Genomic DNA, 13,307 nt, shown 5'->3' with positions numbered 1-13,307 from the left:
ATACTGCGGTGAATACGTTCCCGGGCCTTGTACACACCGCCCGTCACACCACGAAAGCTGACAACACCCGAAGCCGGTGACTTAACCGAAAGGAGAGAGCCGTCGAAGGTGGGGTTGGTGATTGGGGTGAAGTCGTAACAAGGTAGCCGTATCGGAAGGTGCGGCTGGATCACCTCCTTTCTAAGGAGTAACTTGAACGTTAAGTTCAAGAACTCTGGTCGATCATTCATCATCTACTCTGTTTAGTTTTGAGAGACTAAATGGGACTATAGCTCAGCCGGCTAGAGCGCACGCCTGATAAGCGTGAGGTCGGTGGTTCGAGTCCACCTAGTCCCACCATCTCAATATATGGGGGCATAGCTCAGCTGGGAGAGCGCTTGAATGGCATTCAAGAGGTCAGCGGTTCGATCCCGCTTGTCTCCACCAAAAGACGATAAACCACAAGGCCAAAACCTTGTGGTTTTTTATACTTATGAGATCGGACACTTGATACAAAACTGAGTTGCAAAAAAACCGTATCATATGATACGGTTTTTGCGTTACACTAAAGAGTAGTTTCAACTTTCATCATTGCTGTAGGCATGTAGCCAAGAACGGGGCGCGTTGAGTTCGTAATAATGATGACAAATAGTGATTTTAAGATTATGAAAATCCTTCTTATTTTATTCCAACAAAAGTGTGCTAGTTTTAAATAAGATAAGGGCCTCCGATTAAGGATAATGATATGTTCACTTAATCAGAGGCTTCTTTTCTTGTAATTCTCAATTATCTTAATTTGCAAAAGAGCCTAATTTTTTCTATTGCGCAGGGCGTTTTCAAGCAGTACAATAGATTTGTAACCATTGTAAATATGTAATGATTACAAATTGGGATTTTTCTATTAATAACTTGGGCGGTGAGTTTCATGAAACCATCATTTGAAGAATTAAAAGAAAAATTAAAGCAAAGAAATATACATCTATCATATCAGCGGTTAAGGGTTTTAGAATATCTTGTCCAAAATCGATGTCATCCAACTGTTGAGCAAATCTTCTCTGACCTGCAAAAAAGTATATCAACATTATCTAAAACAACAGTATATAACATCTTGAAAATTCTGGTTGAAGCAGGCGTAGTAAGAGTAATTACAATCGAAGATTATGAAACACGATACGATATTGAGGTTGAAAATCATGGACATTTTAAATGTAAATCCTGTGGAACAATCTACGACTTTAACATTAATTTTGATTTATTGAACTCAGCGGATCTGAAAAACTTTAAAATTAGCGATAAAAACGTATATTTCAAAGGTATCTGCCCGAGATGTCTTTCAAATATAAATGAAACAAATGAAGTGAAAGGAGATTAAATTATGGAAGAAATGAAATGCCCGGTGACAGGTAAAACGAGAAAGGTCGTATCTGGCGGTGGCACCTCGAACAGAGATTGGTGGCCGAACCAACTTAACCTGAGTATCTTACGTCAGAACTCAAACTTGAGCAATCCAATGGGCACAGACTTTAAATATGCTGAAGAATTTAAAAAACTCGACCTTGAAGCGGTAAAGAAAGACCTGTATGCGTTAATGACAGATTCTCAGGATTGGTGGCCTGCTGATTACGGTCACTATGGACCGTTCTTCATTCGTATGGCATGGCATAGTGCCGGTACGTATCGAATGGGTGATGGACGGGGTGGCGCATCGGATGGAACCCAACGCTTTGCACCGCTGAACAGCTGGCCGGATAACGTAAATCTTGATAAAGCACGCCGTTTACTTTGGCCGATAAAAAAGAAATACGGCAAGAAAATTTCCTGGGCGGATCTCATGATTTTGGCAGGTAACTGTGCTTTGGAATCCATGGGATGCAAGACCTTTGGATTTGCAGGCGGTCGTGAGGATGTTTGGCAGCCACAAGAAGACGTTTACTGGGGTACTGAGTCCGAGTGGCTGGGCGATAAACGTTATTCAGGTGAACGGGACCTGGAAAACCCTCTTGCTGCCGTTCAGATGGGCCTGATTTACGTGAATCCGGAAGGCCCAAATGGAATGCCTGACGCAGTTGCTTCCGGCCGCGATGTTCGGGAAACCTTTGCGCGAATGGCCATGAACGATGAGGAGACAGTAGCACTCGTCGCCGGCGGGCACACATTTGGCAAAACCCATGGAGCCGGACCCGCAACCCATGTAGGGCCGGAACCGGAGGCTGCTCCTATTGAGCAAATGGGACTCGGCTGGAAGAGCAGTTTTGGCAGCGGTAAAGGCGGAGATACAATTGGCAGCGGGCTGGAAGGCGCCTGGAAGCCGAACCCGACTACCTGGGACATGGGATATCTGGAGACGCTGTTTAAATATGATTGGAATTTAGTGAAGAGTCCTGCCGGAGCTAGTCAGTGGGTTCCATCTGATCCGGCTGCGGCAAACACAGTAATTGATGCGCATGACCCAAACAAGAGACACGCTCCTATGATGACCACAGCGGACCTCTCATTAAGGATGGACCCGATCTATAGACCAATTGCCATGCGGTTCCGCGATAACCCGGAGGAATTTGCAGATGCTTTTGCCCGCGCATGGTTCAAATTGACCCACCGCGACATGGGTCCGTCTTCACGCTACCTCGGTTCTGAGGTTCCGGCTGAAGAACTGATATGGCAGGATCCTGTACCTGCGGTTGATCATGAGTTAATTAATGAACAGGACATCGCTGATCTTAAGAGAAAAATACTGGCTTCAGGACTGTCAGTTTCTCAACTTGTAAGGGCGGCCTGGGCATCAGCATCGACCTTCCGTGGTTCGGACAAGCGTGGCGGAGCAAACGGAGCCCGGATTCGCCTTGAACCTCAAAGAAATTGGGAGGTCAATGAACCGGAACAATTAAACAAGGTATTGCAGATTCTGGAGGAAATCCAATCTGAATTTAACGGCAGCCAGTCTGGTAACAAGAAAGTTTCACTCGCTGACTTGATTGTCCTGGGCGGATGTGCAGGTATCGAACAAGCCGCCAAAAATGCTGGGCAGGATTTGGTGGTTCCTTTTATACCGGGACGAATGGATGCATTGCAGGAGCAGACGGACGTACAGTCGTTCGCGGTGCTTGAGCCGAAAGCGGATGGGTTCCGCAATTACCTGAAAACCAAATTTTCCGTATCCGTAGAAGAACTCTTAGTTGACCGCGCACAGCTGCTGACTTTGACCGCTCCGGAAATGACAGTACTCATTGGTGGCATGCGTGTTCTGAATGCCAATTATGGACAATCTCAGCACGGTGTCTTCACCAAAAGGCCCGAAGCACTGACAAACGACTTCTTTGTGAATCTGATTGATATGGGAACTGTTTGGAAGGCAACTACTGAAGAGGGCGACGTGTTCGAAGGCCGTGACCGCGCAACGGGCGAACTCAAATGGACCGGAACACGAGTAGACCTTATCTTTGGTTCAAATTCCGAGCTTAGGGCTATCGCAGAAGTCTATGCAAGTGATGATGCTCAGGAGAAATTTACCCAAGATTTCGTCTTTGCTTGGAATAAGGTGATGAATGCAGATCGTTTTGATCTAGCTTAAGCAATTTACTACAAAACAATCTTAACAAAGCTCAGAGGGCAGTCATAATGCCCTCTGATTCTTTTTACACTTTCAGAAAGTATAAGAAAAACTAAGGTCTCCGCCTTCGTCAAGACTTGCGCAAGCCAAGTTTTTCTAAAAAGAGGTGTCCAACTCGTTACGTTCTCTCGGTTTTTCTTGATTTACTTTTGGATAATCTCCGTACGATAACCATCTGGATCGGTTAGGAAGTAATACCCTCCACTTGCTTCGCCACTTAATTTCTTGATATCTCCTACGTTATAACCGGCTTCTTTATGTCTTTGATAAGACCCCTCTAAATCATCTACAATCACAGCGAAGTGGCTATAGCCATCACCCACGGTATAGGGCTCTTTACGGTCATAATTATAGGTAAGCTCAAGTTCAAAATCATCTCCAGGGAGTTTCAGATATACCAGACTGAACTGATATTCTGGGTAATCCCTACGCCTGGATATTTGCATGTTTAGTGCATTTTGATAAAAATTAACGGATTGTTCTAGATCTTTTACACGAACACAGGCATGAACAAATTTGTAGTGTTGTGACACGTTTTCTCCTCCTTAATGCATGATTAAGACCTAGTATGTGAAAATTATAAAGAAATTAAGTATGCATATATAAGGATATGTTCTCTCCAGTGGCTTTCACGGTTAATTAGAGAATTGAAATAATGGAGGAATCATGACAAGGGAAGACCAACAAATTGCAGAGTTAGTCAAATATTTTAAAGGCAATGAAAAAACCACAAAAGAGTACAAACTGGGTGTTGAGTTTGAACACCTGATTGTAGAGCAAGATTCTTTAAATACGGTCTCCTACTATGGTTTGCATGGAGTGGAGGAAACATTAAAAGAAATGCTGTCTCAGGGATGGCATGGCGACTATGAGGAGAATAGCCTTATAGGTCTCCATAATGAAGGGGCAACCATTACTTTGGAGCCTGGCAGTCAGTTGGAACTAAGTACTATACCTAGATCGAATATCAAGGATATAGAACAAGCGTATATTCATTTTGTAAATCAAATAACCCCTCTCTTAAAGAAAAAAAATCAGATGTTGCTAGCCATAGGATATCAACCACAAACCAAGATTTCCGATATTCGATTTATTCCCAAACAAAGATATGTTTTTATGTCCGATTACTTAAAAACTCGTGGCAAATATGCTCATAACATGATGAAGGGTACAGCTTCTATGCAGTACAGTTTAGATTTTAGTAATGAAGCAGATTTTATTAAAAAGTTTAAAGTGAGCAGTTCTTTGGCACCTGTTATGGCCGTGGTGTTTGATAATTCGCCTTTTTTTGAAGGAGAAGTTTGGCAAGACCATGCTGTAAGAACCGTTCTCTGGCAAAATTGTGACGATGCCCGGTGTGGCGTTGCCGCTAAACATAGTGGTGGCTGGGGGTATGGTAAATATGCCAAATTTGTCTTAGAAACTCCCCCTATCTTCATTAAGAAAAGGGATTCTACTCTCTATACCGGAGATAAACAATATAAAAAAATATTTGATCCTGGTGATTATACCGTAAGTGAATTAGAACATGCAATGACAATGGTTTTTCCAGATGTAAGGGCCAAAAGTTTTATAGAAATTCGCATGGCAGACGCCTGTCCTTACCCCTTAAATATTGCTGGTGCAGCTTTTTGGAAAGGGCTTTTGTATAGTGAGGAAAATGTAAATAACCTATCTGAAATCTTTAGGCATGTGACAGTACAAGATATTGAAAATGCTAAGAAGGAAGCGGTCAAAAAGGGCTATGAAGCCGAGATAAGCGGCATGACCTTTGCTGAACTTGCTCTTTCGCTACTCCGCTGGGCAAAGAATGGGCTGCCAGCAGAGGAGAGAAGATACCTTGACCCATTGGAATCTCTTATAGAACAAAGAAAAACTCCTGCTGCGCTAACAAAGGAAAGATTACCGCTAGGAAAAAGACAAGCAGTACAATGGTGTTTTATCAACCCTATTGAGGTGGATTAAGTGTATCTTAACAACTTCTTCTTGGAGTATGAAGATATAGTAAAGAGTTTCCCAGAACAGTGTCATCAAGATTACCTGAACATAAAAGGTATAATGGATAACTCTACTGCTAAGTACAACGGGGAACCGATTCCTTTTCTTTACCAACCTATGTTTTTTACCCCGGAGGATATTCGTGCCTTTAAAGATTTAACTAACACAGTAATGAGCATCTTGAATAAGGTGATTAAGCAGTATCTTGTCTCAACCGAGTTCAGAAAAAAATTTGGTTTTTCTAAACTTTTGGAAGAGCTTATACTGGTTGACCCTGGTTATCAAATTGCCGTGCCTATGGCTAGGCTGGATCTCTTTTATTATGAACCACGGGTATTTAAATTTTGTGAGATTAATGCTGATGGTTCATCGGGAATGAATAAGTCCAATGTATTGGAAAGACTATTTTTACATGCTCTACCTGTTAGCCAAATGAAGCTGAAGTATGATATTCAATATTTTGAGTTGGTAGAAACCTGGACTGATGAAAGTCTGCAGCTTTTTCATCAGTTCAATCCGGACATAAAAAACCCCAACGTTGCCATCGTGGATTGGCAGGGAGCAGGTAACCTCAAAGAGTTTGAGGTTTTTCAAGCAGCATATGTAAAGAAAGGCTGCAAAACCCAAATAGTAGATCCAAGGCAGTTAAAATATGATGGTAAGGCATTGTATTTCCGAGATATGAAAGTCGATTTAATTTATAGAAGGCTGGTAACCAGTGAGTTGATCGATCGTCACTCAGAAATGATGGATTTAATTTTAGCTTACCAAGATAGAGCTGTTTGTATGGTTGGTCCCATTCGATCCGAAATAAGCCATAACAAAATGATCTTTAAAGTATTGCATCAGGACACAACAAATATTTTATCCGAGGCTGAGAGGGAGTTTATCAAACGGCATATTCCCTATACTGCAGAGTTTAAAGGCGATCAAAACATTTTTTCCTTGATCCTAAAAAACAAGGATCAATATGTGTTAAAGCCCACCAATATGTATGCTGCCGCAGGGGTCTATTTGGGTAGAGATTTTACGGAAAGCCAGTGGCAGCAAAAAGTAAAACAATGTTGGGAAAATAATTATTTGTATCAAGAGTATTGTCAACCCTTTTATGGACAGATGGTAGAGATCCAAGGGGATCATGGGGTGACCACTAACCATTTTAATCAAATGATTGGTCTTTTTGCTTATAATGAAAAACTTTCCGGCTTATACACTCGGGTGGGCAAAAGTAATGTAATATCTCAACAACATGGTTACTACATATTGCCCAATTATTACATCGTAAAGTAAGTTAGGCGCCCAGGAGGTGGGTTTTTGTATCAAAAAGGTCAGGCTCTGCTTAAGGGTTTAGAACGGGCAAAAAGAATAACCAATAGTACGGATATAACAAATATTAATTGGGAAAATTTTGATGCCTATCAATTTATCTCCGAATATACTGACCTTCAAGACTTACTGCTTACATATAAAGATCAGCCTATTGATATAGATAATATCTGGATTTGTGAGCTCTTCAACGAAGGCAGAATCATTGAACAACAAATAGAAGATATTCTTGATACCGTGAAAAGCTATCCGATCAGCATATTTGGCTGGAGAAGGAAATGGGAGGGGCAGTTTGCAAAATTAATGCAGATTTCCAAGGACCTAAGAGATTTTGAACAAGAGGTTTTAGACTACCAGAACATCACGATCTTTTCGGATATCACCAATTCTATGGTCTCCTCCAGCCAAATGCTACGGATCATTAAAAGTAAAGAAAGCCGTGCCTACGATATTATTCACTTAAAACTATCGGGTATTGAAAATAAACGGGTAAGTTATTTAAGCTTGTTAGTAGCTATCAGTGTGACGATCATTTCGGCTCTAAATTATTTTTGTAAATAGAAGGGAGTGCGCAAAACTACTTTTTGCGCACTCCGCTTTTTGCCTGCCAGCCTTCAGTTTGGTTAGTTTAAATAAGATACCCTTACTCTATAACTAGCAATTTTCAGTTATTGCAAGTTGATTGCTACGATAGCCTGTTGAAAAACGACACCTGATTCATGTCTAGTTCCCCTAGTCCCACGACACCATCTAATTTTAGAACTCTGCTAATCTATCAATTACCCTTGGTCAATCCTGGGGAATACCGGCTGAGTGAACACCATTGGCATTATAAAAGCTAATTATTTAATGCGTCTTTTTATCGTTAAGGTAGTCAATGGCGATTTTTAAATAACGTAGTTCATCTTCGGGCAAAGCACAACCACATTGGGGACAAACCACAGTATCTTGCTCTAAAAGTTCTGCAGGAATAATAGAAAATGCATGGTCACAATCAGGACAGGTAAATTGAACATCAATTTCGCTCAAGAGAGCACCTCCACATATGAATTAACAAGCACGGGCCTTAGATTGCTTTTTGTTTTTCTTCTGAAGTAATACAAGTTGTCGGTATCTGCTGTACAGCGGTAAACAAAAAAGGAATGCCGCGGTGGCTAACAGCATAGGTTCCCAACTTAGACCGCCTGAATCAAAGGTTAAACGATCACTATAGAGAACCAGTGATACCAGGAAAAGCACGGAAGACCAAGCCATTAGAAGAACCGGCAGAGTGCTTTTGGCAGGGCGATATTTTTTTATGCCGATTAAAAAGAACAGGGTTACCAAACCCCAAACCCACGATGCCAGCATGTTGAACTCTCCTTAAAGTCGTACTATGTCTAATTATAGACGTAACCACTGGGTTTGAAAACCTATAATAACAGATTTTGCCTTTAAGAGTGTTCTTATTCATTTGAGGGCTTAAAAAATTTTTCATGATATGATAAATTAGTGATAGAAGTTCAAAGCTTGGAGGACATACAATGGATTTTTTCGATCCTGAGAAGATTTTAAAACAAATGAGTAATCGGTGGTCTCGGCAAGACGACAATGTAGAGATAAAAAGTATCCAGTGTGAAAAATGTGAAGACAGGGGGCTTTATATGGAGGGCGAATTTGCTGTGCCCTGTATTTGTGTTCAGCGTAAGGCGTTGGAGAACAAATTTAGAAACTGCCAAATTCCCAAGTCCATGTTAAAGCACTCCTTTAATAACTTTAAGTTATCTTATTATTCTCCTACCGTAAAAGAGCCTTTGTCGAAAAGAACTTACTTGGAGATCGCCCAGCGAACCCTACACTACGCCGAGGATTTTGCCAAAGCCTTTGTTGAAGGAGATGTAAGGGAAGGACTATTACTTCAGGGACAGGTGGGCTCGGGTAAAACTTTTTTAGCCTGTTGTATTGCTAATTATGTATTGCAAAATAGTGATAAAGCAGTTTTATTTGTCATTGTACCGGACCTGTTGGAAAAGATTAAAGCTAGTTACAGCAATGTAGGCAATTATACTGAATATAGTCTAGTGGAAGCAGCCTGTGAAGTTCCGTTATTAATTATGGATGATCTTGGTGCCCATAACTACACCGAGTGGACTAAAAACAAGATTTATAACATCATTAACCACCGAGTAAATCAAGAGTTGCCGACGATTATAACTACAAACTTGGATGTATCTGATGATCTAGTGAAGTTGGTGGGGGAAAGAACCGTTTCCCGCATTGAACAAATGTGTTATCCGCTCTGGTTGGAAAGGGAATATGATATTCGGGAGGTTATTCGGCAGGAAAAAATTAATCAACACATCAGTGGGCTTCGTTAAATGGAATGAATTTTGATCATTGTGAGAAAATGTCTAACATTTAGAAAATAGAAGAACAAGAGTAAGTACCTGTGAAAAAAAGAACTATAAGAAACTAATTTAAATCTATTGATCTTTATAACAATTAAGGTATAATGAATACAACAACGGTGGGGGTTATTAACTGCAGACGCTGCGGTTTAACTCTTGCCTACACGCAACCTTAAAAAGTCCACAAAGGGTGGGCTTTTTTTGCTGTTTGATTCCTTGCGAGACTTGAGTATTGTCATTTTTCTATATATAATGGAACACTAGGAAAACATTGCTGCATAGGGGGACATGAAAAAAGTGACTGAGGAAACAACAAAGGAACTAATAACCAGTGATAAGATTGTAGTTGGGGAGATAATCGCTACGGAACAACATCCAGATGCGGAGAAGTTAACTGTATGCATGGTTAATATAGGTCAGGAAGAACCATTACAGATTGTTTGTGGCGCCAGGAATGTAGCTCCCAGCTTGAAAGTACCCGTTGCCTTACATGGAGCGAAACTCCCCGGTGGTAAAAAAATTAAAAGGGGTAAGTTAAGGGGAGTCGTAAGCAACGGGATGATTTGTGCCCAGGATGAATTAGGCTTTGAGCGAGATATAGATGGGATTTGGATTTTAAATGAGGCAGTTGAAATTGGTAGTCCGGTACCCTTTAAGGAAATACCTCAAGAAGAGGCCTCAGAGTAAAAAAGGGGAGTCGCAAAACTACTTTTTTGCGACTCCCCTTTTTTGTAGTAAGGGCGAACTTTGTTCATCCGAATGAACTACCTGCGGGGCTACAATGCTGTATCAAAATAGCGGACAACCACAGGTCGCCCCTACGACACAACATCAATTTATTGCGCAAAACAGACTCTTTTATCCTTTGACCTTACCTAATAGCAGTAAAGAACCATACGATCATGATGATTTGGATCATTAATTTTACTAAGGCTCCTCCCAAGAAGCCCAACAGGGTACCGATTCCGGCTCGTACGGCCTGATTGATATCTTGTTTGGCTAGTAATTCACCGGATACCGCTCCAATAAAGGGTCCAAGAATAATTCCTAAGGGGCCTAGAAGGACCAAACCCACCAATGCACCGAGCACAGAGCCCCAAACGGCGGTACGGGAGCCCCCGTACTTTTTTACTCCCCATACGTTGGCTAAATAATCTATGCCAAAGACAAAGGACATTAAGATGAATTGACCCAGGAAAAACTGCCAGGTCAGATGTGTAAAACCTTCTAACAATCCATAAGCCACCATGCCTGCCACTAGTAAAGGGGCCCCTGGCAGGACCGGTAGAAATATGCCAGCCATACCCGCAATAAAAAAGAGAATGGCAATAATTAAACCGAAGCTGAGCATTTTATCACCTCACCTCTATTATATGCAGTTTTTACCAAGGGGAACAACTAGAAAAGTAAAGATGAATGAAAAAGGAGTGTATTATTGACGTTTTCTCTGCTGTAGCGTTATAATCACCAGGGAAGAATAGGAAATTATTCTTTGTAAAATTACCTAAGTTTGCTTGTGTAAGGAAACGGGAAGAATAAAAAGGAAATAAAAAGCGGTGGTTAACGATGAATATTAAACTAATGATAGCTGTCATAGCAGCCAAGCTGGCTGCTTCCCTAAGCCGAATGTTTGGTGGGAAAGGTTCTTCTCTACCGGGAGTGGTAGCAAGGAGAATATATCAAGGCACTCTGAGAGATTTAGCCAAACAGGCCCGCAAAGATATTATTATGGTTACGGGAACGAATGGCAAAACCACAACTAATAACATGATTGCCAGTGTAATTGCGTCTACTGGCTGCAAGATTGTCATCAATCAGGAGGGTGCCAATCTGATTACCGGGGTAACCACTGCCTTTATTCGATATGCCAACTGGCTGGGGCGCATTGATTGCGATTATGCTCTGCTGGAAGTGGATGAAGCTTCTTTTCCGAAGGTGTTAAGGGAAATCTCCCCTCAGATGGTGGTAGTTAATAACTTTTTTAGAGATCAGCTAGACCGCTATGGGGAACTGGACAAAACTGTCACCCTGGTAAGGGAGGCATTAAAAGATCTACCGCAAGTACACCTTATCTTAAACAGTGACGATCCCCTGGTGGCCCAGATGCAGCAAGCCACCGGTCATAGTGCCACCTTTTTTGGACTGGCTCCCAATCAGCGGCCAGCAACGGGTTCTCAGCAAACCAGAGAAGCCAGATTTTGTCCCATGTGTGGCGAAGAACTGCAATACGAAAATTATCAATACAGCCAATTGGGTTCCTTTGTTTGCCCCGGCTGTTCTTTTAAAAGACCGGAACCAGAGATAGAAGGTTTTGCCATAGAAACAGTGGGTTCAGTACTGAATGCCAGTGTTAAATATCATCAGGCAATGACTACGTTATCTATTCATACCCATGGTTTTTATAATGTTTACAATGCCCTGGCAGCTTTCACCGTAGGCAGTTTAATTGGCATAAAGCCGGAGCAGATAGCCAAGGGTTTGTTAACCTACAGGCCGGCTATTGGCCGGATGGAAACCTTTTTTTATCAAGGGAAGCCAGCTATTCTTAACTTAGTTAAAAACCCTACGGGTTATAACGAGGGCGTCAATAGTCTGCTGAGCATAGCAGGCACTAAAACAGTTTTTATGGCGATAAATGATAATGATGCAGATGGTAAGGATATCTCCTGGCTTTGGGATGTGGATTTTGAGCACATGGTCAAGGCTAATCATGAAATAGAATTATTTGTATGTTCCGGCTTAAGAGCAGAAGAGATGGCTCTTAGATTAAAATATGCAGGAATTCCTCTTGAACAAATTACCGTTATTAAGGAAATGGAGCCAGCCATTAAGAAGGCATTAGAAGGACCAGGGAAACTCACCTATTTATTTTCTACTTATACGGCCCTTTGGTCTGCTCAAAAGATTTTACTGGCACTGGCGGAGAAGGAGGTGCCCCATGCTGAAGGTGTGTCATCTATATCCTGATTTATTAAATCTCTATGGTGATCGGGGTAATATTATTGCCTTCGTACAACGATGCCACTGGCGGGGTATCCCGGTCGAAGTAGTAGAAGTAAATGTGGGAGAGTCTGTGGATTTTGAGGAGATTGATTTTTTATTTTTAGGTGGTGGCTCCGATCGGGAACAAAACTTAATGGCTGCAGATTTGCTACTTCGTAAAGAGTCCCTCCGGCAGGCCATTGAAAAGGGTCTGGTGGTTCTGGCCATTTGTGGCGGCTACCAGATGTTGGGGCAATATTATCTAACCCATGAAGGTCAAAAAATCCCTGGATTGGGAATTCTGGATTTGTATACGCGAGCAGGAGAAAAAAGACTCATTGGCAATATTGTGATAGAGTCTTCTATAAATGGTGTACCTGTTAAAATAGCGGGCTTTGAGAACCACTCCGGGCAAACCTTTATTGGCGACATGGAACCCTTAGGTAAAGTGGTATCGGGTTTTGGTAACAATGGCCAGGATCATCTGGAAGGGGCAAGGTATAAAAATGTATTTTGCTCTTATTTGCATGGACCTTTGTTGCCTAAGAATAGCAGCCTGACAGATTTACTAATTCAGTTGGCTTTGCAAAGGCGAGGTTTAGAAAGCACTTTATCACAGTTAAACAATGACCTGGAAGAAGCTGCTGTAGGAGTAATTGTTGAGAGATTAGTCAAATAAGCGGTTCTCTAAGTTGCTTTAACATCTTGCGGCGAAAAATATAATTAAATATTTTTTTTAGAAAGGATTGTCAGTCACCTCACATTTTGATACAATGATCACAAGTAGAAATACTGTATACAAAATACGGGGGTGGTCCTATGCAATACCTGTTAACTTGGATAGAGGGTGAAGAGGTCTTTTACCGCTTGGTTCCTAATTTAAATTTTGACCGTTCCCTGTTAGAAGAAAAGAACCTGATTGTTACTGAACTGGCTGAGGGAACTGAACAAGAACAGAAGCCCCATTAATAAACGTTGGCAAACACGGCCCTGTGGCGCATTTCCATAGGGATATTTTATGAATTTTA

At 41.6% G+C, this 13,307-nt stretch carries 14 protein-coding genes, 2 tRNA genes and 1 rRNA gene; 13 read left to right on the top strand and 4 right to left on the bottom strand.

Annotated elements, in window-relative coordinates:
* The 5 genes from BUA78_RS13005 to katG all read left to right on the top strand — a co-directional run.
* Positions 1-180: ribosomal RNA gene (locus tag BUA78_RS13005) — 16S ribosomal RNA — on the top strand; the annotation flags it as partial.
* 82 nt (positions 181-262) lie between these two features.
* Positions 263-339 (top strand) — tRNA-Ile (locus BUA78_RS13000).
* 11 nt (positions 340-350) lie between these two features.
* Positions 351-426: transfer RNA gene (locus tag BUA78_RS12995), tRNA-Ala, on the top strand.
* Between the two features lie 478 nt (positions 427-904).
* Positions 905-1,351, top strand: a complete 447-nt coding sequence (locus BUA78_RS12990; RefSeq protein ID WP_072915269.1) for a Fur family transcriptional regulator — start codon at positions 905-907, stop codon at positions 1,349-1,351.
* Positions 1,352-1,354: 3 nt separating this feature from the next.
* Positions 1,355-3,547: a catalase/peroxidase HPI gene (gene katG / locus BUA78_RS12985; protein WP_072915267.1), complete on the top strand. Its 2,193-nt coding sequence runs from the start codon at positions 1,355-1,357 to the stop codon at positions 3,545-3,547.
* Between the two features lie 182 nt (positions 3,548-3,729).
* Here the strand turns inward: katG and gloA are convergent, their stop codons facing one another.
* Entirely contained in the window at positions 3,730-4,119 is a 390-nt protein-coding gene (gene gloA / locus BUA78_RS12980; RefSeq protein WP_072915265.1) for a lactoylglutathione lyase, read from the bottom strand.
* A gap of 133 nt (positions 4,120-4,252) precedes the next feature.
* Between gloA and BUA78_RS12975 the strand changes: the two genes are divergently transcribed.
* From BUA78_RS12975 to BUA78_RS12965, 3 genes are read left to right on the top strand one after another with little or no spacing between them, the layout of a single operon-like run.
* Positions 4,253-5,551, top strand: coding sequence for a glutamate--cysteine ligase (locus tag BUA78_RS12975; protein ID WP_072915262.1), 1,299 nt, complete (start codon positions 4,253-4,255; stop codon positions 5,549-5,551).
* Positions 5,552-6,874 (top strand): glutathionylspermidine synthase family protein, encoded by a 1,323-nt coding sequence (locus BUA78_RS12970; RefSeq protein WP_072915259.1) that lies wholly within the window; start codon positions 5,552-5,554, stop codon positions 6,872-6,874. It begins immediately after the preceding gene.
* Between the two features lie 24 nt (positions 6,875-6,898).
* Complete coding sequence (locus BUA78_RS12965) at positions 6,899-7,471, top strand: hypothetical protein (protein ID WP_072915257.1); 573 nt, start codon at positions 6,899-6,901, stop codon at positions 7,469-7,471.
* 285 nt (positions 7,472-7,756) lie between these two features.
* On the opposite strand, the gene BUA78_RS12960 is transcribed toward BUA78_RS12965, so the two are convergent.
* The gene (locus BUA78_RS12960; protein WP_072915255.1) at positions 7,757-7,939 is read right to left on the bottom strand and encodes a hypothetical protein; all 183 of its coding nucleotides are present in this window, start codon (positions 7,937-7,939) and stop codon (positions 7,757-7,759) included.
* Positions 7,940-7,960: 21 nt separating this feature from the next.
* Positions 7,961-8,260, bottom strand: coding sequence for a hypothetical protein (locus BUA78_RS12955; RefSeq protein WP_072915252.1), 300 nt, complete (start codon positions 8,258-8,260; stop codon positions 7,961-7,963).
* Between the two features lie 173 nt (positions 8,261-8,433).
* Between BUA78_RS12955 and BUA78_RS12950 the strand changes: the two genes are divergently transcribed.
* On the top strand, positions 8,434-9,267 hold the full coding sequence (locus tag BUA78_RS12950; RefSeq protein WP_072915250.1) for an ATP-binding protein: 834 nt from the start codon (positions 8,434-8,436) through the stop codon (positions 9,265-9,267).
* Between the two features lie 318 nt (positions 9,268-9,585).
* Positions 9,586-9,984 carry a YtpR family tRNA-binding protein gene (ytpR, locus tag BUA78_RS12945; RefSeq protein WP_072915247.1) on the top strand — a complete coding sequence of 133 codons (399 nt, stop codon included), beginning with the start codon at positions 9,586-9,588 and terminating at the stop codon, positions 9,982-9,984.
* A gap of 184 nt (positions 9,985-10,168) precedes the next feature.
* On the opposite strand, the gene BUA78_RS12940 is transcribed toward ytpR, so the two are convergent.
* Positions 10,169-10,648, bottom strand: coding sequence for a DUF456 domain-containing protein (locus BUA78_RS12940; protein ID WP_072915245.1), 480 nt, complete (start codon positions 10,646-10,648; stop codon positions 10,169-10,171).
* Positions 10,649-10,863: 215 nt separating this feature from the next.
* Between BUA78_RS12940 and BUA78_RS12935 the strand changes: the two genes are divergently transcribed.
* From BUA78_RS12935 to BUA78_RS20270, 3 genes are all read left to right on the top strand, one after another.
* Positions 10,864-12,264: a MurT ligase domain-containing protein gene (locus BUA78_RS12935; RefSeq protein WP_072915243.1), complete on the top strand. Its 1,401-nt coding sequence runs from the start codon at positions 10,864-10,866 to the stop codon at positions 12,262-12,264.
* Complete coding sequence (locus BUA78_RS12930) at positions 12,236-12,958, top strand: type 1 glutamine amidotransferase (RefSeq protein ID WP_072915240.1); 723 nt, start codon at positions 12,236-12,238, stop codon at positions 12,956-12,958. Before BUA78_RS12935 ends, BUA78_RS12930 begins: the two co-directional genes overlap by 29 nt.
* Before the next feature lie 140 nt (positions 12,959-13,098).
* Positions 13,099-13,248, top strand: coding sequence for a hypothetical protein (locus tag BUA78_RS20270; protein ID WP_175549018.1), 150 nt, complete (start codon positions 13,099-13,101; stop codon positions 13,246-13,248).
* Positions 13,249-13,307: the final 59 nt, after the last annotated feature.

The sequence above is a fragment of the Desulforamulus aeronauticus DSM 10349 genome (assembly GCF_900142375.1).
GTDB classification, from domain to species: Bacteria; Bacillota; Desulfotomaculia; order Desulfotomaculales; family Desulfotomaculaceae; genus Desulfotomaculum; species Desulfotomaculum aeronauticum.
This window is presented reverse-complemented; position numbering and strand designations above follow the sequence as displayed.

Excerpts from the sequence above, each read along its gene's own strand:
- BUA78_RS12955 (WP_072915252.1), bottom strand. The coding sequence starts at position 8,260 with ATGCTGGCATCGTGGGTTTGGGGTTTGGTAACCCTGTTCTTTTTAATC.
- ytpR (WP_072915247.1), top strand. The coding sequence starts at position 9,586 with ATGAAAAAAGTGACTGAGGAAACAACAAAGGAACTAATAACCAGTGAT.
- BUA78_RS12935 (WP_072915243.1), top strand. The coding sequence starts at position 10,864 with ATGAATATTAAACTAATGATAGCTGTCATAGCAGCCAAGCTGGCTGCT.
- BUA78_RS12930 (WP_072915240.1), top strand. The coding sequence starts at position 12,236 with ATGCTGAAGGTGTGTCATCTATATCCTGATTTATTAAATCTCTATGGT.
- BUA78_RS12940 (WP_072915245.1), bottom strand. The coding sequence starts at position 10,648 with ATGCTCAGCTTCGGTTTAATTATTGCCATTCTCTTTTTTATTGCGGGT.
- BUA78_RS12950 (WP_072915250.1), top strand. The coding sequence starts at position 8,434 with ATGGATTTTTTCGATCCTGAGAAGATTTTAAAACAAATGAGTAATCGG.
- BUA78_RS12975 (WP_072915262.1), top strand. The coding sequence starts at position 4,253 with ATGACAAGGGAAGACCAACAAATTGCAGAGTTAGTCAAATATTTTAAA.
- katG (WP_072915267.1), top strand. The coding sequence starts at position 1,355 with ATGGAAGAAATGAAATGCCCGGTGACAGGTAAAACGAGAAAGGTCGTA.
- BUA78_RS20270 (WP_175549018.1), top strand. The coding sequence starts at position 13,099 with ATGCAATACCTGTTAACTTGGATAGAGGGTGAAGAGGTCTTTTACCGC.
- BUA78_RS12990 (WP_072915269.1), top strand. The coding sequence starts at position 905 with ATGAAACCATCATTTGAAGAATTAAAAGAAAAATTAAAGCAAAGAAAT.